Source organism: Streptomyces sp. NPDC020917 (assembly GCF_044333795.1).
Taxonomy (GTDB): Bacteria; Actinomycetota; Actinomycetes; order Streptomycetales; family Streptomycetaceae; genus Actinacidiphila.
On sequence record NZ_JBIRRR010000014.1, the window covers coordinates 202,542 to 221,097 of the forward strand.

Annotated in this window: 15 protein-coding genes; 9 read left to right on the forward strand and 6 right to left on the reverse strand. The window is 75.0% G+C overall.

Annotated elements, in window-relative coordinates; all coding sequences use genetic code 11:
• Positions 1 to 111: 111 nt before the first annotated feature.
• Positions 112 to 621, forward strand: a complete 510-nt coding sequence (locus tag ACH4TG_RS27180; protein ID WP_398245161.1) for an Lrp/AsnC family transcriptional regulator — start codon at positions 112 to 114, stop codon at positions 619 to 621.
• Between the two features lie 43 nt (positions 622 to 664).
• Positions 665 to 1,576, forward strand: a complete 912-nt coding sequence (locus tag ACH4TG_RS27185) for a DUF3626 domain-containing protein (protein ID WP_398245162.1) — start codon at positions 665 to 667, stop codon at positions 1,574 to 1,576.
• On the opposite strand, the gene ACH4TG_RS27190 is transcribed toward ACH4TG_RS27185, so the two are convergent.
• The 3 genes from ACH4TG_RS27190 to ACH4TG_RS27200 form a co-directional block, all read right to left on the reverse strand.
• Positions 1,560 to 2,264: a DNA alkylation repair protein gene (locus ACH4TG_RS27190; protein ID WP_398245163.1), complete on the reverse strand. Its 705-nt coding sequence runs from the start codon at positions 2,262 to 2,264 to the stop codon at positions 1,560 to 1,562. The two genes, ACH4TG_RS27185 and ACH4TG_RS27190, sit on opposite strands and share 17 nt — an antisense overlap.
• A gap of 296 nt (positions 2,265 to 2,560) precedes the next feature.
• A complete protein-coding gene (locus tag ACH4TG_RS27195; RefSeq protein WP_398245164.1) occupies positions 2,561 to 2,986 on the reverse strand; it encodes a hypothetical protein in 426 nt (141 codons plus the stop codon).
• 122 nt (positions 2,987 to 3,108) lie between these two features.
• Positions 3,109 to 4,770 (reverse strand): hypothetical protein, encoded by a 1,662-nt coding sequence (locus ACH4TG_RS27200; protein ID WP_398245165.1) that lies wholly within the window; start codon positions 4,768 to 4,770, stop codon positions 3,109 to 3,111.
• 266 nt (positions 4,771 to 5,036) lie between these two features.
• Here ACH4TG_RS27200 and ACH4TG_RS27205 point away from each other — a divergent pair, with 266 nt between their 5' ends.
• The 6 genes from ACH4TG_RS27205 to ACH4TG_RS27230 all read left to right on the forward strand — a co-directional run bounded on the left by ACH4TG_RS27205 (position 5,037) and on the right by ACH4TG_RS27230 (position 9,214).
• Entirely contained in the window at positions 5,037 to 5,480 is a 444-nt protein-coding gene (locus ACH4TG_RS27205) for a MarR family winged helix-turn-helix transcriptional regulator (RefSeq protein WP_398245166.1), read from the forward strand.
• 109 nt (positions 5,481 to 5,589) lie between these two features.
• Complete coding sequence (locus ACH4TG_RS27210; RefSeq protein WP_398245167.1) at positions 5,590 to 5,847, forward strand: hypothetical protein; 258 nt, start codon at positions 5,590 to 5,592, stop codon at positions 5,845 to 5,847.
• Entirely contained in the window at positions 5,838 to 6,419 is a 582-nt protein-coding gene (locus ACH4TG_RS27215) for an isochorismatase family protein (RefSeq protein ID WP_398245168.1), read from the forward strand. Before ACH4TG_RS27210 ends, ACH4TG_RS27215 begins: the two co-directional genes overlap by 10 nt.
• A complete protein-coding gene (locus ACH4TG_RS27220; protein WP_398245169.1) occupies positions 6,416 to 6,988 on the forward strand; it encodes a YbhB/YbcL family Raf kinase inhibitor-like protein in 573 nt (190 codons plus the stop codon). Before ACH4TG_RS27215 ends, ACH4TG_RS27220 begins: the two co-directional genes overlap by 4 nt.
• 181 nt (positions 6,989 to 7,169) lie before the next feature.
• Positions 7,170 to 7,841 carry a response regulator transcription factor gene (locus ACH4TG_RS27225; RefSeq protein ID WP_398245170.1) on the forward strand — a complete coding sequence of 224 codons (672 nt, stop codon included), beginning with the start codon at positions 7,170 to 7,172 and terminating at the stop codon, positions 7,839 to 7,841.
• A complete protein-coding gene (locus ACH4TG_RS27230) occupies positions 7,838 to 9,214 on the forward strand; it encodes an ATP-binding protein (protein ID WP_398245171.1) in 1,377 nt (458 codons plus the stop codon). Before ACH4TG_RS27225 ends, ACH4TG_RS27230 begins: the two co-directional genes overlap by 4 nt.
• Positions 9,215 to 9,336: 122 nt before the next feature.
• On the opposite strand, the gene ACH4TG_RS27235 is transcribed toward ACH4TG_RS27230, so the two are convergent.
• The 3 genes from ACH4TG_RS27235 to ACH4TG_RS27245 form a co-directional block, all read right to left on the reverse strand.
• Positions 9,337 to 13,356, reverse strand: a complete 4,020-nt coding sequence (locus tag ACH4TG_RS27235) for a carboxypeptidase regulatory-like domain-containing protein (protein WP_398245172.1) — start codon at positions 13,354 to 13,356, stop codon at positions 9,337 to 9,339.
• 169 nt (positions 13,357 to 13,525) lie between these two features.
• Positions 13,526 to 13,699 carry a hypothetical protein gene (locus ACH4TG_RS27240; RefSeq protein ID WP_398245173.1) on the reverse strand — a complete coding sequence of 58 codons (174 nt, stop codon included), beginning with the start codon at positions 13,697 to 13,699 and terminating at the stop codon, positions 13,526 to 13,528.
• A 206-nt stretch (positions 13,700 to 13,905) separates the two neighbouring features.
• Positions 13,906 to 16,944 (reverse strand): ATP-binding protein, encoded by a 3,039-nt coding sequence (locus tag ACH4TG_RS27245; protein ID WP_398245174.1) that lies wholly within the window; start codon positions 16,942 to 16,944, stop codon positions 13,906 to 13,908.
• A gap of 253 nt (positions 16,945 to 17,197) precedes the next feature.
• Between ACH4TG_RS27245 and ACH4TG_RS27250 the strand changes: the two genes are divergently transcribed.
• Positions 17,198 to 18,409, forward strand: coding sequence for a hypothetical protein (locus ACH4TG_RS27250; RefSeq protein ID WP_398245175.1), 1,212 nt, complete (start codon positions 17,198 to 17,200; stop codon positions 18,407 to 18,409).
• The last annotated feature ends 147 nt before the right edge of the window (positions 18,410 to 18,556 follow it).

Here is an 18,556-nt window from a genome sequence, read left to right on the forward strand (position 1 = left end):
CTCCGTTCCTCGCGACGTCCTGCCCGGCCGTTGCCTCCGGCTCCGGCCTGCGTCTAGAGTCCCAGGACGCCGCGCAGCCGTGAAGTGTACTCTGAAGGTCCGAGGTGCCAATTGCCTGGAAAACAGAACCACGAAGGCCCGCATACTTACAGCTCTCCCGATCCGCACCCGGATCTCGACGCGGTGAACCTGCGGCTGCTCGCCGAACTCGCCGACGACCCGCGGCTGTCCATGTCCGCGCTCGCCCGCCGCGTCGGGATGTCGGCGCCCGCGGTCACCGAGCGGATCCGCCGGCTGCAGGAGGCCGGCGTCATCTCCGGGTTCCGCATCGTCGTCGAGCCCGCCGCGCTGGGCCTGCCCGTCTCCGCCTTCGTGCGCATCAGGCCCGGGCCCGGACAGCTCCCCAGGCTCACCGCGGTCGCCGCGAGCCACCCGCAGATCAGCGAGTGCCACCGCATCACCGGCGAGGACTGCCTGCTGGCCCGGGTGCACGCCCCCACCGTGGCGCAACTGGAGAGCGTCCTCGACGACCTGCTGCTGTACGGGCAGACCACCACGTCCATCGTCGTGGCGACCCCGGTCGCGCCGCGGAACCTCCCGCTGCCACCGCTTCCGGAGTGACCGCCGCCCCCGGGGCGGTCAGCGCGCCTGGAACACTGGGCGGATGACCTCCGCGGACCCCCGGACACCTCAGGAACGGGCTCTGGGCCATGTCGCGGACCTGGCGTCCGGTCCCGCGATGGACCCCGCGCTGCGGGTGACCCTCAACTTCCATCCGGACCGCCTGCTGCACGGCACGCCGATCCTGGACGCGATGGCCGAGGACGGCGTCTACCGCTCGCAGTTCGTCACCGGGACTAGCAACGGCGGGCTGACCGCGCATCCCGGCGGTGACCGGTGGCGGTGGGAGAGCCGGATCTTCCACCGCGCGTACGACGACGCGCCGGCCCACGAGCGGCCCGTCTACGGGGCGTTGAACTTCCGCCGCAAGCCGGTCGGCGGGGCGCCGCGGTTCGGGTCCGCCCACTTCCGGCTGGCCGCCGGGACGCTGCCGCGGACCACCTTCTGTTATCCCGACAGCTTCCTGGAGCCCGTGCACTTCGGCGTCGCGGCCCGCATGGCGCTCATCGAACTGGCCCTCGCCGACCGCCAGGACGCCCTCGACGACTACGTCGAGGCGCAGGTCCACGGGCCGGTGCGCCCGGACCGCCACGCGGAGGCGCTCGTCCTGGACCCCTGCTACCGGGGCACGGCCGTCGAGGCGGCCGCCCTGCGGCTGGGCTGCCCCGTCGAGTTCCACCCCGGCTTTCGGCTCACCGTCGACGAACTCCGCCGCCACCCCGCTTACCGCGGCCGGGAGTTCGTCGACCTGGGCGCGCGCCTCGCCGTCGACGGCGTCCTCGATCCGCGCATCGTCGGCGACGCCGCCCGCACCAGCCGCCACGACCCCCAGGCACTCAAGAAGGTCTGGCACCTGCTGGCGCGTTTCGGCGCGCCCATGACGGCCGTCGACGACACGACGCCGCGGCCGCCGTGGGAGGGGGAGTCCCGGCCCGGCCTCACCGCGACGACCTGACGAACCGCGCCCGCGCGGCCGGTGAGAGCCGCTCCGCGGCATGCCGCACGGTGACGCGCGGCAACCCGGCGAGATGGCGGTCGAGGAAGGCGACCACGAGCGGCTCGTCCCGGCGGCCGATCTCGCGCAGCATCCAGCCGAGCGCCTTGTGGATCAGCGGTTCCCGATCCTGGCGCAGCGTCAGCGCGAGGTGGAACGTGGGCTCGAAGCATCCCTCGCGGATCAGCGCCAGCGTGGCGATCACCGCGATCCTGCGGTCCCACAGCCGCGAGGACGCGGCCAGTCGGTCCAGCACCTGAGGACCGTCGGGAGGGCCGTCCACCAGCCACGGCCCGAGGACGACGTGCGCGGAGCCGTCCACCAGGTCCCAGTTGTCCACGCAGCCGGTACGCGCCAGATAGAAGTCGACGAGCGCCCTGCGGTCCGCGCCACGTGCCGTCCGCACCTGCTCGGCCAGGACGAGGAGCCCGGCGAACCGCTCCTCGTGGACGCTGCTGCGCAGCAGGGCGTCCACAGCGCCGGTCCCCAGATCGCGGTACGCCCGGGCCAGCCCGCGCAACAACGGCACGCGGACACCCAGCAGTTCGTCGTCCGTGGGGCTGAGCACCCGCAGGTGCTGTGCCCGGATCCCGGGCTCCGCCAGGCTCCGCAACTCGGCCCGCAGCGCCTCGGGCGAAACGATCGTCATGGCCGCGGACGGTACCGCAGGAAGCCGCCATCCCTCACGCCGAGAGTGTCAGTCCGGATTGACAGTGCCGGCGTCCGTCCCTTCAGACCGACAGCCATGGCGTGCCTTCGAGGATCGACTGCGACGCGGGAATCGACTTCGGCCACGGCTACGTGTCACGCCCGGAGTTCGCCCCGGCCGTCGTCCGCCGCGAACCGGAGATCATCCGCGACGATCCGCACGCCACCGCGGTGCGCGTCTCCGGCACCGACCAGGACCGGACGCTGGCCGCCGCCCAACCCGCCCTGGAAAAAGGCTCAAGGGGAGGCGTCCCGACCGGCGCCGGCCGGCCCCGCGGGGACGTCGATCCAGCGGGCCGCCGCCTCGAAGGTCTCCGCCGGGGTGTGGTTGAAGGCGATCGCCGCGCCGGGGGCAAGGCGCCGGATCAGGTTGAGCACCTGCTCGAACAGGTCGAGCTGCTCGCCGGACGAGCGGCGCACGGCGCCGCCGACGACCACGCACTCCCAGGGCCGGGCGGCCAGGGCGGCGCCGACGACCGCGAGCACGTCGTCGCTGCCGTCGAGCCCGAACAGGCAGGTCTCGACACCGACGCCGTGTTCGGCGAACCGGGCGATCCCCACCGCGATCGCCTCGGCCACCGGCGCGGGGTCCCAAGGGCCGGGCACCCGGTGCGGATCGAGGCCGATCACCAGGACGCGGGGTGTCGGGTCCGTGCTGTCCATGCCTGGACCCTACGCGGCCACGGCGGGGCGGAACGGCAGGACGGCCCGGGCGCGCTCGGCGGAAGGGCCGGCGGGCGCGGGGGAGACGCGCCCTCGCGCCCGCCGGCCGGTGGTGCCGTGCGTCAGCGGGTCGTGCCCGGCGTCGCGGACACGCCGCGCAGACCGTCGCCCGCGGACGCCGTCTCCAGGGTCGTGAACGTCGCGCCCGCGGGCCGTCTCGTGGCCGCGAGGTCGTCGGTGACGGTGACCAGCTTGTTCGGGTCGGCCCCGTAGTCGGACACGCCGCCGACCGAGGTGGTCACGCCGTACAGGCTCACCGAGCCGTCGGCGTTGACCCTGCCGGTGAAGTTGCGGATGCCGTCGACGGCCGGGGTCCAGGGCCTGCCGGTGACCGGGTTGGTGCCGGCGGGCAGGCCGGGGACGGTGTAGGGCACGCCCAGCCCGAGACCGGTGTTGAGGGTGTAGTCGTAGGTCCAGGTGCCGTTGACTAGCGACCACTTCTGGATGCCGGCGAGGTTCTGGGCCGCGGCGGCGGTGAAGGTGCCGCCGGCGTAGGTGTCGTCGCCGTTGCCCGCGTCGCCGACGTACATCGTCGTCGGGTCCGCGAACCAGATCGCGCCGAAGCTGGCGGCGTTGGACGGGGCACCGGTGTCCGGGGTCTTGACGGACTTGGCCGGCGCGGTCGGGAACCCGGACAGGATGCACATGTTGTCGGCCGGCTGACCGGTCGCGGCGTCGTAGGTGTCGGCCTCGGTCGGCAGCGGCGCGCCGGGCGCGGGGGTGCCGACGCCGTTCGGGCAGGCGGTGCCGGTGGTGTCGACGAAGTAGACGGTGTCGACGCCGTTGCTGCCGGATCCCTTGGTGTAGTAGAGCACGCCGTCGTGGAGGGTGACGCCGGCGAAGTTGGTGTCTTTGCCGAGCTTGTCCGCCTTGGTGATCCCGGGCAGCTGGGTCACGCTGAACCCGCCGACCGGGGTGGGCTGTCCGGGGTCCTGCGCCTGCTCGGGCCTGCCCGCCGGGGTGACCAGCTGCGCGCCCGTGCCGTAGATCGTGCCCGGCACCGACGTGCCGTCGCCGTTGTTGGAGTTCCCGGCCGTGTAGTACCGGCCGGTGGAGTCGTCGAGGACCGCCGCGCGGCCGTTGTCGCCGCTGTAGGCGTTGGTCTCGGTGACGGAGAACTTCCCGTTGGTGTCGAGCTCGCCGACGGCCCGGTACACCGACTGGGCGTCGGGGTTGGTCGGGTCGAACACGCCCGGGGTGTTGCTGTTGGACGCGTCGAGGGTGTTCGGCGGGGCGACGTAGCCCATGAACGTGACCGCGTTGCCGCCGGTCGAGAGGTTGAGCGCCAGTTCCGACTTCGAGGAGAAGCTGCCCACCAGCTGGTCGTGCCCGCGGCTCGCGGCGTCCGGATTGCCGACCGGCGCCGTGACGGAGCCGACGACCTTGCCCGACGGGGTGATCTGGTCGAGGTGGATCGGCGCGGTGACGCCGAAGTTCTCGTCGACCGAGACGTTGTCCCACACGTGCGCGAACGAGCCGTCCGCGACGGCGACGGCACCGGTCGGCAGCACGGTGGTACCGGGGGTGATCAGGGAGGCGGTCCCGGTGTAGTGGACCCGGCTCACCAGCAGGTTGCCCGGGACCAGCGGGGCCCTGCCCGCCGAGGCGGCCTGCGCCGGGCCGCCGGTCGCGCACACCGTGCAGGCGACGATCGCGAACGAGGCGGCGGCCCCGAGGACGCCGCGCCGGGCCAGGCCCGCCGGGCGGCTGGAACGGTCGAACATGGGTGTTCTCCTTCGTGCTGACGCATCCCCAAGCCGTGGAGATCGCTCCGGATCACACCATCCGCACGCCGCCGCGTGAGGAGACGGCCGGTGAACGGCAGCCGAAACTTGGGGCGTTGGCGGATCCGGGCCCAGGGGGACCAGCCGCAGGCCCCAGGGCAGTGCCGGCCCTGGAGCAGCCGGGCCGTCCCGTCCCTTGACCCGCAGGGCCCTCCCTCTCGCGCCCTCGGATGTACTAAGGCTGATTGATAAAGTAGCCTTAGTACATGAAGGACGACGACGTGGACCCCGACGCGGTCGCCGCGGCCCTGCTGGCGAGCCTGAGCGTGCTGGTGCGACGGGTGCGCCAAGTGCCCGTCGAGGGCGGGCTCTCGATGCCCGAGCGGACCGCCCTGTCCCACCTGGACCGCTCGGGCCCCACCACGTCCTCGGCGCTGGCCCGCGAGGTCCAGATCACCGCCCAGGCGATGGGAGCGACGCTCGCCGCGCTGCGGGCCCGCGGTCTGGTCGAACGCCGCCCGGACCCGGATGACGGCAGGCGCGGGGTGCTGAGCGTGACCGGCGCCGGCCGGCAGGCGCTGAAGGACAAGCGCAACGCCCGCACCGAACTCATCACCCGGGCCCTGACCGGTGGCACGTTCACCCCCGCGGAACTGGAGCGACTCGCCGCCGCCGCACCCCTGCTGGAGCGGCTGGCCCAGAACATCTGACGACCGGACCACCCGGCGCCCGGTCCACGGCCGGACGCCGACGGAACCCCGAGGCCGCACGCCGATGACCGATCCCCCCGGGACGCCCGCCCAGCGTGGCCGGCGCGGTATGCGCATACCGCGCGCCCCGCGCCGCTCGCGCACCTCCGGCCGCTCGCCCGCCGACCGCTACAAGTGGACCGCGCTGGCCAACACCACCGCCGCGGTCTTCATGTCCGCGCTGGACGGCGTCGTCTTCGCTTTCGGCGCGGTACTGGCCCTGCTCGCCGCGATCGCCTCCCTGCTGCGCGGCACCGGATCCACCGCCGCGACGTCCCCGAGCCCGGCACCGAGCCGACCTCCACAGGAGAAACACCCATGGCACTGACAACGCTCGACCCCACCTCCGCGCTGGTCGTGATCGACCTTCAGAAGGGGATCGTCCCGGCCCGGACCGGCCGCGCGGTCACCGCCGCCGTCGGGCAGGCAGCCCGGCTGGCGGGCGGGTACCGCCGGCACGGCCTGCCCGTGGTCCTGGTCAACGTCACCGGCCGCGCACCCGGCCGCACCGACGCCGGCCGCAGAGATGCCGGGCGGTCCGGGAACGGTGCCGCCCTGCCCGACGGCTGGGCCGACCTGATCGACGAACTCGACGCCCAGCCCACCGACCACCGGATCACCAAGCGGCGGCGAAGCGCCTTCCACGACACCGGGCTCGACACCCTGCTGCGGGACCTGGGCGTCACCCAGGTCGTGCTCGCCGGCATCGCGACCGGCTCGGGCGTCGAGTCGACGGCCCGCGCGGCCTCCGACCACGGCTACCACGTCGTCCTGGCCACCGACGCCATGACCGACCCCGACGCCGACGCCCACCGCCACAGCGTCGAACGCGTCTTCCCCAAGCTCGGCGAGACCGCCACCACCGCCGAGGTCCTCGACATGATGGAGGCGACGCGATGACGCTCCTGGGCCGGCTCCTGAAGAACCGCCGCGCAGGCGACACCCACACGGCGTGGAACCTGACCAACCTGCAGGGCCCCGAACTGCTGACGCTCACCAGCCGGCACTTCGGCGACGGCGGCACCCTGCCGCTCGAGCACTGCGCGAAGCACATAGGCGGCCGCGACGTGTCCCCGCACCTGGCGTGGACCCCGCCGCCGCCCGGCACCGCGCAGCTCCTCCTGGTCGTCGAGGACATCGACGTGCCGATCGCCAGGCCCGCCGTGCACTGCGCCGCCCTGATCGACCCGTCCTGCGAGCACCTGGAGCCCGGCGCCCTCGACGCACGGCAGCCGGCCACCGGGGTGCGGCTGCTCCGGTCCACCATCGGACGCGGCTACCACGGTCCGGCGCCCATCAAGGGCCACGGGCCGCACCGCTACGTCTTCCAGCTGTTCGCCCTCGCCACCCCCGTGGGCGGTGTCGGCGACACGACGCCGCCCGAGCGGGCCCGGCCCCGGGCCCTGCTGCCCGCCGTCCCCGCACCCGTCCTCGACCGCGGCCGGCTGACCGGCGTCTACGAACGCTGACCCGGCTCCCGGACGTCACGCCCGCGGCGGTCCCCGTCTCCCGACCGGGCGTCGGGGACAGCCGCGGGTGGCGGCCCGGGCCCTCGGTGGAACCGCCGGCGACACCGGAGCCGGCCGCCGCGCGGTGCGGGCGGGGACGGCGGCGCGGCCGGCCGCCGGCGTGATCGTGGATACTGCACCGATGAGCTCTCACCGGGTCCTGGTCGTGGAGGACGATCACGGACTGCGCGCCATACTCGCCCGCGGCCTGCGCGAGGAGGACTTCGACGTCCTCACCGCGGGCGACGGCGCGAGTGCGCTGAAGGCCGTGCGGTCGGAGTCGCGGGTGGACGCCGTCGTGCTGGACATCGGCCTGCCGGACTCCGACGGACGTGACGTGTGCCACGCGATGCGGGCGGACGGCATTGACGTCCCCGTGGTCTTCCTGACCGCCCACAACAACCTCCCCGACCGGCTGGCGGGCTTCACCGCCGGCGGCGACGACTACCTCGCCAAGCCGTTCCACCTGGTGGAGCTGGCTGCCCGGATCCGGGCGGCGCTGCGCAGGGCGGGACGGGAGGCGGCGGTCGAGGCCTCCGGCGTGCGGCTGGACCCCGTCGCGCACGTGCTGGAGGTCGGCGGACTGCAGGTGCCGCTGACGCCGACCGAGTTCCGGCTGATGGCCTGCGTGATGGCCGCGCCCGGCACCGTGGTCCGCCGCCGGGCCTTGCTGCGCGCGGCCTGGCCCGAGGGCGCCCAGGTCAGCGACAACACCCTCGACCAGTACATGACGCGGCTGCGGCGCAAACTGCGGGAGGCCGGCAGCCCCGAGGCGATCAGCACCGTACGGGGCGTCGGGTACCGGTTCTCGTGAGGCGGCGCTTCCTGTCCGGCCTGCGCCCGCGCACCCTGCGCGGGCGGCTGGCCCTGCTCGCCCTGGCCACCACGGCGGTGTGGGTGACGACGCTGACCGTCGCCGCCAACCTGGTGCTCGGCGCGCAGCTGCGCGGGCAGGCCGACGGCCTGCTGCGCACCCGGTCCGCCGCGGTGGCGGCGACCCTCGAAGCCAGGCCGGACGGCCGGATCCTGGTGCACGAGCCCAGCGACGACCAGGCCCTGGACGCCGGGGTGTGGATCTACCAGGGCCGCGTCGCCGTCGAACGGCCCGCGGAGCCGGCCGCCCTCCAGCAGCAGGCCGACCGGCTCGCCGGCCGCTCGGCGGTGTTCGCCGACGCCTCCGAGCCCGTTCCGCACCGGCTGTTCGCGCTGCCCGTCATGGCCGCGACGGGCGGGCGGCAGGTGGGGACCGTGGTGGCGACCGTCGCGCTCGATCCCTACCAGTCCACGCAGAAGTCGGTGCTGCTGGGATCGATAGCCCTCGCGGTCGCCCTGCTGGCCGGCGCCTACTGCGTGGCGCGCGCCGTCGCCAACCGGGCCCTGGTCCCGGTCGGGGTGATGAGCGCCCAGGCCGCCGAGTGGAGCGAGCACGGCACCTCCCGGCGCTTCGGGACCCAGGAGCGCCCGGAGGAACTGGCACGCCTGGCCGGGAACCTCGACGGGCTGCTCGACCGGTTGGCGGCCGTGGTCCGCCACGAGCAGCAGCTGTCCGCGGAACTGTCGCACGAGCTGCGCACCCCGCTGGCCCGGATCACCGCCGAGGCCGAGTGGCTGACGGCGCGGCCGCGCACCCGCGCCGAGCAGGCGGCCTCGCACGAGGCCATCGCGGCGAGCGCCGCCGCGATGGCGCAGATCTGCGAGGCGCTGCTGGCCGACGCCCGCGCCGGGTCCACCGACGGCGGTCAGGCACCGCCCGGACGCTGCGCGGTCGACGAGGTCGCCCAGGACCTGGCCGGGCGGCTCGCCGCATCCGCGCCGGTCGACGTCACCGTCACCGGTCGTGCCGTCACCGCCGGCGTCCCCGCCGCGGTCGTCGAACGGATCCTCGCGCCGCTGCTCGACAACGCCGGCCGCTACTGCGTCCGCGAGATCCTCGTCGAGTGCGCGGCCCGGCCGGGCGGCGCGGAGATCTCGGTCACCGACGACGGCCCGGGCGTGCCGCAGGAGACGGGCTCGGGCGTCTTCGAGGCCGGCCGGCGCGCCGACCCGGCAGACGGCCACGACGGAGCCGGCCTCGGCCTGGCGCTGGCCCGCCGCCTCGCCAGGAACGCGGGGGGCGACATCGTCCTGTCCGGCACCCCCGGCCCGCTGGGCGGGGCGCGCTTCGTCGTGTCGCTGCCGGCCGGCTGAGCCCGTCGAGCGCCCAGCGCTCCCGGCACGGCGGCGCCCCCACCGGGATGGCCGGTGGGGGCGCCGCGGTCCGAAGTGCCCGTCGGGTGGTGCGGTCGGACGGTGCGCTCAGGCGGTGCCGGTCACCTCCGCGGCGTGACGGTGAAGGCCACCTTGAGGGGCGCCGTCACGTACGGCGTGTCCGTGACGAGGGACAGGACACCGCTGTAGACGCCCGGCGCGGCGACGGCCGAACCGTCCGCGGTGACCCGGATCCTGGCCGAGTGGCCCGGGGCCAGGTCCAGGGTCGTCCGGTTCTCCGTCAGCCAGGTGAGCTGGTCGTCGGCGCACTGCCCGAACCCGGGCAGGGTCTGGACCGGTCGGCTGCCCTCGGGGAACGACAGCGGGCCGGGGGAGAAGGCGCCGCCGGCCTGGGTGAGGCCGCAACCCCCGGCGCTGGTACGGAAGATCGCCGTGCCGGCATTGGGCAGGTCGGTCCAGGAGTCGCTCACCGGGTCGTACTGGAGGGCCCTGTTGGTGGCGAGGGCCATCACCCCGTTGTCGGTGACGCCGCCGGCGATCTGGAGCTGCCCGTTGCCGCCGTTGGCGGCCTCGGCCCATACGACGTACGGCACGTCGGCTCCCCGGGTCCACGTGTCGGTCCGCGGGTGGTAGACGTACGTGGAGTCGAGCGCGCGGGCGTGGTGGTCCTCGGTGAGGGCGCTGCCGCCCGCACAGGCGATCGCGCCCTCGGTGCCCGCGCAGCCGGTCCAGTGCACCGGGACCGGGTAGTCCGCCAGTCGCTGCCAGGCGTTCGACGCCGGGTCGTACCGGTAGACGTGCGCGCTGACGGTGGCGCACCCGTCGGGGCAGCCGCCGATCACGTACAGCCGCCCGTCGAGGACGGCGGTGCTCGCCGCGGCGATCGGCGTCGGCAGGTCCGCGGCCCGCGTCCAGGTGTCGCTCGCCGGGTGGTAGGCGTACACGGTGGAGACGGGCGAGGCGGTGGTGCCCTCCAGGGCCCAGCCGCCGACCACGTACAGGGTGCCGTCGACGAACGAGGCGGCCGGGGACTCCAGCGGCACCGGCAGGGGCGCGATCTTCGACCACGCGGCCGCCGACGGGTCGTAGACGTAGGAGTTCTTGACCCAGTGGCCGCCGAGGACCTTGTCGACGCCGCCCACCGAGTACGTCCGGCCCTGGTAGGTCGCGGACGCGTTGTCCATGACCGGTTCCGGGTAGTCCGGCAACTCCTGCCAACCGCCGCCGGAGGCCGCGGCCGTCGCGGGCGCCGGAGCGCGGGCGGCGCCGGCCGCGGGCTGCCCGCCGGCCGCCGAAGCGGCCGGGGTGGCCGGGCCGTCGGGGAAGGTGCCCGGGACCAGTTGCGCGTCGGCCCCGTGGACGGTGGGCACGGTGGTGTCGCCGCCCGCGCTCTGCTCGTGGAGGGTCAGGTGCAGGGGCGCGCCGCCGGTGTTGGTGACGGTGATCTCGCGGCCGGCGCGGTGACCGAGGTCCGCGCTGAGGTCGATGTCTCCGCCGGAGACCGCGAGCCGGCCCGCGGCCAGCGACGGGGAGATACTGCGGACGGAGTCCGCGGCGATCGTGGTCCGCGCCGTGGCGGTCGCGTGGCGCGGCGCCGCGGTGGTGACCGTCGCGGCGCCGGTGCCGGGGGCGAACATCCAGTAGTAGCCGTCGCCCAGCGCCGGGTCGTCGGGCATGGCCAGCGAGGCCGTGGTGGCCGTGCCGGCGGTGACGGTGGCGCCGACCAGCGGCTGACGGGTGTTGGCGTCGGTGACGGTGCCCTCCAGGATGCCGCCGGCCAGGGTGCCGCAGCTGCCCACCGAGACGTTGTCGACCTCGAAGAGCGTCGTCCCGGAACCGGAGTAGTGGAAGCGGACCCGCACGTCGCGGTGGCCGAGCGCGCCGGTGAGCGGCACGTCGACGTGGCCGCCGAAGTCGGCGTCTTCCGAGTGGTAGACCGTGGTCCAGGTCGCGCCGCCGTCGACGCTGAACGCGGCGTCCGCCTCGGCGCCGGGCGCGTACAGGAAGCCGGCGTCGAACCGCAGGTGGCCGTCGGTCTCGTGGGACAGGTCCATGACCGGGGACAGCAGGTCGGCGTCCTCGGCGGCCCCGTTGTTGTCGTAGGGGTCGGCCGTGGCGAAGTCGCCGCTGCCGCCGGTGAAGTTCCACTGGCCGTGCGGGTCGCCGAACTCCCAGGCGTGGCCCGAGGATCCGTGGTCGACTGCCGTCCAGCCGTTGCGCGTGCCGGTCCAGCCCTCGAAGTCCGCCTGCGCCGGGTAGGCGTAGCCGGGCGCGACGCATCCGGTCCGCTCGACGCTGACGGGGAGGTCGGCGCGGACGTCGGCCGTGCCCAGCGTGACCGTGGCGGTGCCGGCCACGTATCCGGCCTGGTCCGGCGTCACGTGCAGCGTGTAGTCGGCCTGCTGGGGCAGGTCCACGCGGTACTCGCCGGTCCGGGGATCGGTGTGGATCGCACCGCCGGGATAGCCGTCGACGGTGATCCGGGCGTACAGCGGCCAGCCGTGCCCCGACGCGTCGGTGACCTTGCCGGACAGGGTGCGGGTGGGCACCTTGTGCAACGTCAGGTCGCCGGTGCCGGTGCCGCCGTCGGCCACGGTGAGCGTGGCGTGCGCGTCGCCGGTGTAGCCGTAGGCGGTGGCGCTCGCGTCGTAGGTGCCCGCGCCGACGGTGATGTGGAAGGCTCCGGACGCGTCGGCCTTGGCGTGGTACGTCAGGCCGTTGTCCTGCCCGGTGAGCAGCACGCCCGCGCCCGCCACGGGAGCGCCGGCGGTGTCGGTCACATGGCCGGTGGCGGTGCCGTGCGGGCCCATCGTGAGGGCGCCAACGCCGTCCGGCGAGCCGAGCCCGGTCGGGCCGTCCCAGCCGGGTCCCGCGTCGCAGAGCACGGTGCCGCAGGTGCCGCTGCTGCCCCTGGTGACGTCGAAGAGGTGGTTGCTCTGGTAGGCGTACGGATACGTCACCGGGTAGGTGCCGGCGGCCGGTTCGCCCGCCAGCGCGTACATCGCCGCGACCAGCGGCGAGGACAGGCTCGTACCGCCGACCTGGAGCCAGCCGCGGGTGTCCAGCGAGTCGTACACCGCCAGGCCGCTGTTCGGGTCCGCCACCGCGGAGATGTCGGCGATGGCCCTGCGGGAGCACGCGGTGGCCACGTCCTGCTGGTAGGCGGGCTGCGGCTCGTACGCCGAGCAGCCGCTGCCGCTGGAGGACCAGGCGCTCTCCGTCCAGCCGCGCGCGGTTCCCGCGTCGCGGGTCAGCAGCGTGCCGCCGACCGCGACGACGTCCGGGTCGGACGCCGGCCAGTTGACGACGTTGGCGCTGTCGCCGGCCGACGCGGTCACGACCACCCCGGCGTGCTTGTAGTCGTCGTCGGCGACCAGGGACGGGTCCTCGCCGGGCAGGCCGTAGGAGTTGGAGACGTACTTCGCCCCCATCGCCACGGCGGTGCGGGTCGCGGCGCCCAGGCTCTCGACGGCCGCCGAGTCGCCCTCCACGAGCAGGATGTGGCAGTCGGGACACGCCGAGGAGACCGCGTCCAGGTCCAGGGCCGTCTCCACGGACCAGCCCTCGTCGTCCGCCGGGTAGTCGACGCCCCCGCGCTGGTCGACCTTACGGAAGCAGCCGTTGCCGGTGGTGCAGGCCGGCAGCCCGAACTGCGCCCGGAACACGGCGAGATCGGCCTCGGCGGCGGCGTAGCCGAAGGCGTCGACCACCGCGACCGTGCGGCCCTTGCCGCCGTCGGGCAGGCGGTAGGCGGAGCGGATGTCGGTCGGGGTGAGGGCGGTTGCCGCCGGTCCTGAGGCCGCCGGCGCGGCGGCGCGGGCCTGCTGCTGCGCGCCGGTGCTCACCAGCGCGAAGCAGCGGGCGGTCCGCGGGCCCGAGGACCGGCTGCAGTCGGCCGGCGCGTAGTCGGGCCGGCCGGTGGCCGCGGGCAGCGGCTTCGCGGTCGTGTCCGCCTGCGCCGAGGAGGCGCCCGCGGAGTTCCCGGCGGCGGCCCGGTCGGCGGAGGTGCTCCCCGCGGCGGGTGACGCCGCGGCGACGGGGGCCTGCACGGCGGCGAACAGGCCCAGGCAGGCGGCTATCAGCAACGAGACAGGCGCGCGCACGCGCCCACGTCGGGACATGGGGAAGGATCCCTTCCTTCGGGGGAGTCGGCCGGGGGTGCGGCCGGAGCGGGGACGGGGGTGGGACGGGGTGGGACCGGTCGTGCGGGAGCGTGCGGGTGCGTGCCGGTGCGTGCGGCCTCCGGCCTTCGGCCTGGTCAGGGCGCGGCGGCGGGTGGGTGGCGCAGGTTCACAGCGGTTCGTAGCGGGCTGCCGGTTCACCCTCGCCCGGCCCGTCGACCGGCTTGCCGCCGGCCCCCGGGGCCGGGCCGGGCAGCGGATCCGGGCCGGCGCCGGGCCCCGATTCGGGTTCCTCGTCGCGGATTTCTCCGGACGCCCGCTCGGCGTCCTGTGAACCGGGCATCGACAGCCTTTCCACCGGTGCGCCCCCGGACGGGGCGCGTCACCCGGCGAGTATGGCCGCACACGGCCACCCGGAACGATCGGTCAGATGACCTAAAACCGCAGGTGGCCAGGGCCCGGGGCGGAGAGGCGGCGCCGTGCGGCCCTTTCGGGGGCCGGTGTGCGGTGGCGCGGTGGGTGGTTCCCGGGGAGGTGTGGGGAGTTGCCTCAGCGCCGGTTGGGGTCTGCGGGGTCGTCGTTGGCGGGGCGTTGCCGGGTCATGGAGACGGCGAGGGCTGTCCGCGAGGTGACGCCGCGCTTGCGCATCGCGGAGTTCAGCTGGGTCGCCACCGTCTTCGGGGAGCGCGACAGCGCCTGCGCGATCTGGCGGTTCGTCATGCCCTCGGCGACCAGGCGGACGACCTCCAGCTCGCGCGGGGACAGCTGGTCGCCGTAGCCACGGCCGCCACCGGTCAGCGCCCGGCGGGCGCGCTGCTCGTCGTGGGTCGCCCCCAGGGCGCCGTACCCGGTGACCACCGCCTCCGTCTCCCGGACCGCGGCCACCCGGTTCCCGGCGGCGCGCAGGCAGGCCGCCGCACGCTCCCGTGCCCGCAGCGCCTCGTACGGCCGCGGCACCTTCTCCCATGCGTCGGCGGCCGCCTGCCAGTCGCGGGCCGCGGCCTCCGCGCCGTGCTCCGCTTCGGTCAGCAGCGCCGTGCACACCCGCAGGGCCGCGCCCGGTGCGGGCGCCCGCCGTTCGCGCTCGGCCGCCGCGAACCGCTCGACGAGCGCCCGGGCCTCGGCGGCCCGACCCAGCGCCAGCAGCGCGGCCACCCGGGGCGGCGCGACGTCGGTCGCCCACAGCCACAGCTCCTTGACCGTGACGAGCCGCATCGGGGCGGCGGTCAGGTCGAGGGCGGACCGCGCGTCCCCGGCGGCCAGCCGCAGCGCGGCGAGCGCGGCCACCGGCTCCAGCCACAGGTCGACGATCCCGCGCCGCTCGCCCTCCGCTGCCACGTGGCGCAGGTCCTCCTCGACCTGCGGGTCCGGGCCGTCCACCGCGATCCGCAGCTTCGCCGACACCAGCAGCGCGTCCAGCCGGAACAGCGGCTCCTCCGGCGCGTCCTGCCAGAGGGCGGCGCGTCCGGCGAGTCCGTCCCACGCCCCGCCGAGCAGGTCGAGGTGGACGAGGGTGAGCAGGGCCGTGTCCCGCACCCGCAGGTAGCCGTGGCGTCCGGCGAGTTCGACGGCGGCGGCCAGGCCGGGACCCGCCTGCTCGGGGCGGCCCCAGCGCATCCCCGCGTTGCCGAGGTTCAGGGCGCCGCGTGCGACCTGCACGGCGACCCGCGGAGGAAGGTGCTCGGCGCCCGCCAGGCGCATCAACTCGGCGGCGCCCTCCCAGCCGGACTCCTCACCGAGGTCCAGCAGCGCGGTCGTCCGGTCGACGAACAGCGAGATGCGGTCGTGCTCCGGGAGCGAGGACTCCTCGGCCATCTGCCGGGCACGCTCCAGCCAGTGCAGATGGTCGGCGGTGGTCAGGTCGTCGGCGACCGGCACGCCGAGCGCGGTCATCGCCCAGGCGACCGCGAACGACGGCTCGCCGATCTCCGGGACCGCCTGCTCCAACTCGGCCGCCGCGGCCGCGTAGTCGCCCAGGTGCCGCAGCAACCTGCCCAGCTGGCCGCGAACTTCGGCGCGGTCCCGCGGGGCCAGCTGTCCGGAGTCCAGCAACCCCCTGAGCCTGGCGAGGAGTTCGGCCCGCCGGATGTCACCGGTGAACGCCAGCAGCGGCAGCTTCGCCACCAGCGGGGCGACATCCGGCGCGGGCAGCGCCGGTTCCGCGATGAGGTCCAGCAGCAGGGTGGCGGCCCGGTCGTGGTCGCCGGAGGCGATGGCGAGGTCCGCGGCGCGCTGGGCGTAGCGGCTCCAGCCCCCGATCTCGCCCGCCTGCCGCAGATGGTGGGCGAGCCGGCCGACGGGAAGCGGGTGCGCGCCTTCGAGCAGCGCGGCCGCACGGGCGTGGAAGGTCCTGCGCTCGTCGGGGCGCGCCTGGTCGTAGACGGCGCGCGCGGCCAGGATGTGCCGGAAGGCGATGCGGCCGGTGGCGTCCTCCGCGAGCAGGCCGCTGCGCACGGCCTCGGCGACGGCTTCGGCGGCCGCGCTGAGGGGCGCTGCCGGGGCGTGCCCGGCAAGGGAGTTGGCGGCCGGGTCGTCCGCGGCCGGGGTGCGTGGATGTGCTCCGGCCGCGGGGCCGCCGGGCGCCTCCGCGGGGGCGGCGAGCGCGGCGAGGTGGGCGGCCGGGGCCGGGTCCGCGAGGACGGCGGCGGCCAGCAGCACGCGCCGGGCGGCCGGGCCCAGCCGGGCGGCCCGCTCGGTCACGGCGTCCCGGATCGTCGGCGGCACCGCGATCTCGTCGAGGGTGCGCCGCACCCACTCGCCGTCGCGCCGTACCAGGTCGGCCCGGTCGTGCATCAGCAGCACGCACTCCTCCAGCGCCAGCGGCACGCCTTCGGTGCGGTCGTGCAGGAACGCCGCGAAGGCCGTGGAGACGTGCTCGTCGGCCAGCATCGACGACACCAGGCGGCGGGTGTCGTCCACCGTCAGCGCCCCGAGCGCGACGCGGGCGTGGCGGACGTCGGGGGACGGCCGGGAGGACAGCCGCAGCAGCAGCGAGTCGGGCGGCACCTCCTCGGGGCGGTAGGTCAGGACGAGGCTGACCGGGTCCGGCCTGCGGGTCGCGAGGAACACCAGGAAGTCCAGCGTGGCCTCGTCCGCCCAGTGCACGTCCTCGACCACCATCACGCCGATCCCGGCCCGGTCCAGCACCTCGGCGAGCGCCCGCATCAGGCGGTGCCGGGCGACCGAGGCGTCGGCCGGCGCCGGGGGCGGCGGGGGGAGCTCGTCCGACCACTCCGGCAGCACCGGGTGCAGCGCACCGGCCAGCGCGGACAGCCCCAGTCCCGCCGGGCCGGCCACGGCCTGCCGCACGGCGTCGACGACGGGCCCGAGCGTGAGCGCCTCACGGAACGGCGGGCACATCGCGACCAGATGGCGGGAGCCGCCCGGTGCGGCCCGCACCAGCGCCTCGCGGACCAGCCGGCTCTTGCCGATGCCTGCCTCGCCCTCGACCAGCACGAGCGCGGGCAGCGCGGACAACGCGGCGGTGACCCGGCGCAGTTCGCGATCGCGCCCGACCAGGGACGGTGGCCCGACGCCGTCACCGCCCGCGCGACCGCGCTCCGCCGTCCCGCTCGCTCCGACCGTCACCCGCCCGCCTCCCGCCCGACCCCGCCGAGACCCCGTCCCGCCATCGACCAGCCATTCTCGACCAGGGCACGGCGGCAGCGCCAGCGCCGGATCGTTCGACGGCGGGCACGGCGGGGCCCGCGGGAACCCCGGGGCGGGGGATCCCGGCGGATTCCCGTGCGGCGCGGGTCCGCGTGGGGGAGGCTGGGGCGGGCGGGTGACGGTCGGTTGCCTGAGGGGTACCCGGGCGGTCCGTGGGACGGGGAGGCACACGATGGGCGGCACACTCGACGCGTCGGACGCGGACGCGCCCTCGTACCGGGGGTTCGTCCTGCTGGACAACACCACCGTGTTCGGCGCGCGCAACGCCTTCGAGTGGGACCCGGTGCGTCCCCGCGAGCTGCCCTCGGGCGTCAACCTGCGCTCGCTGATGGACGTGCTCGAGGCGATCGTGCTGTTCAACGACTTCGCGGTCGACAACTCCAGCCGCGAGTACTTCGCCTGGCCGCACCTGAACCACGTGTCGGAGGCCGCCGGTTCGTTCTTCCACGACACCGCGGTCCTGATCGACTCCTATGCGCTTCCCACCGCGATCACCGAGATCAGCACCGCGCAGCTCTCCCACCTGCTGGACTCCGGCCAACTCGTCGCGCAGCTGGGCTTCATGCCCTCGTCCCGCGAACTCGACGTCCTGCCGCCGTTCTACCGGGACACCGACGAGTTCATGCGGCTCGCCTACAACGGGGTGTACCGCAGGTCCCCGGAGGGTGCGGCCGCGGGTGCCCGGCTGCGCGCGCTGGCCGTCTCGCTGGAACGCCAGCACCCGTCCGTCCGCAACTTCGCGTACTTCGCCTTCCGCGGCTTCTACTACCAGCAGTTGGCCCATCTGATGAGTGCCTCCTACATGCCGCACTCCTGGCGGTCGGGCCTCATCCGCTCCCAGATCGACCGTCCGGTGGTGAAGTTCGGCGACCTCGTCCTCGACGAGACCGCGTCCATCCGCGCGGCGCTCAGCGAGCGGATCAACAACGAGTTCGGGGCCGCCGCCCTCTCCGCGGAGTTCCCGCTCATCGCGTCCTACGTCATCGGGCAGTGCAGCACGCGCCGTTCGCTGCTCACCACCGCCGTGGAGATCCGCCGCACCGCGAAGGCGACCGCGTTCCGCAACTGGATCTACGCGATCGAGGAGAAGCTGCGCAACCAGCACGACCTCGTCGCGATCCGCACGGCGCAGGAGGAACTGCGCACCGTCGTCCGCGAACTGGAGCAGGAACTCGGCCTCACCCGCCGCGAGAAGCAGGAAGTGGTCGTCAAGCTCGGCATCCCGCTCGCCTCCGCCGAGACCACCACCCATGTCCCCACCGTCAAGCCCTGGCTGTCCCGCCTCTTCCGCCGCCGCACCCACCTGGTCTTCCTCCGCGACCTGGCCCGCGAGTCCACCCGCCTCACCCCCTTCGCCACCGCCTTCCGCCAACTCGCCCCATAGCGCCACCCGTACGGACCCGCGCAGCCTGCCGGGGGCTCACCGGCTGGACAGGACCGCGCGGAGGCGGGTGGCGAGGGTGGCGGTCTCTGCAGGGGGAGATGGAGGACGCCGATCTCCGACATCAGGGCGTGGAACTGCTGCTGGTGG

Bases quoted from the DNA above. Each gene is read 5' to 3' on its own strand.
- ACH4TG_RS27210 (WP_398245167.1), top strand. From the start codon at position 5,590: ATGCGCATACCGCGCGCCCCGCGCCGCTCGCGCACCTCCGGCCGCTCG.
- ACH4TG_RS27185 (WP_398245162.1), top strand. From the start codon at position 665: ATGACCTCCGCGGACCCCCGGACACCTCAGGAACGGGCTCTGGGCCAT.
- ACH4TG_RS27240 (WP_398245173.1), bottom strand. From the start codon at position 13,699: ATGCCCGGTTCACAGGACGCCGAGCGGGCGTCCGGAGAAATCCGCGAC.
- ACH4TG_RS27215 (WP_398245168.1), top strand. From the start codon at position 5,838: ATGGCACTGACAACGCTCGACCCCACCTCCGCGCTGGTCGTGATCGAC.
- ACH4TG_RS27220 (WP_398245169.1), top strand. From the start codon at position 6,416: ATGACGCTCCTGGGCCGGCTCCTGAAGAACCGCCGCGCAGGCGACACC.
- ACH4TG_RS27190 (WP_398245163.1), bottom strand. From the start codon at position 2,264: ATGACGATCGTTTCGCCCGAGGCGCTGCGGGCCGAGTTGCGGAGCCTG.
- ACH4TG_RS27200 (WP_398245165.1), bottom strand. From the start codon at position 4,770: ATGTTCGACCGTTCCAGCCGCCCGGCGGGCCTGGCCCGGCGCGGCGTC.
- ACH4TG_RS27205 (WP_398245166.1), top strand. From the start codon at position 5,037: ATGAAGGACGACGACGTGGACCCCGACGCGGTCGCCGCGGCCCTGCTG.
- ACH4TG_RS27195 (WP_398245164.1), bottom strand. From the start codon at position 2,986: ATGGACAGCACGGACCCGACACCCCGCGTCCTGGTGATCGGCCTCGAT.
- ACH4TG_RS27250 (WP_398245175.1), top strand. From the start codon at position 17,198: ATGGGCGGCACACTCGACGCGTCGGACGCGGACGCGCCCTCGTACCGG.
- ACH4TG_RS27235 (WP_398245172.1), bottom strand. From the start codon at position 13,356: ATGTCCCGACGTGGGCGCGTGCGCGCGCCTGTCTCGTTGCTGATAGCC.
- ACH4TG_RS27225 (WP_398245170.1), top strand. From the start codon at position 7,170: ATGAGCTCTCACCGGGTCCTGGTCGTGGAGGACGATCACGGACTGCGC.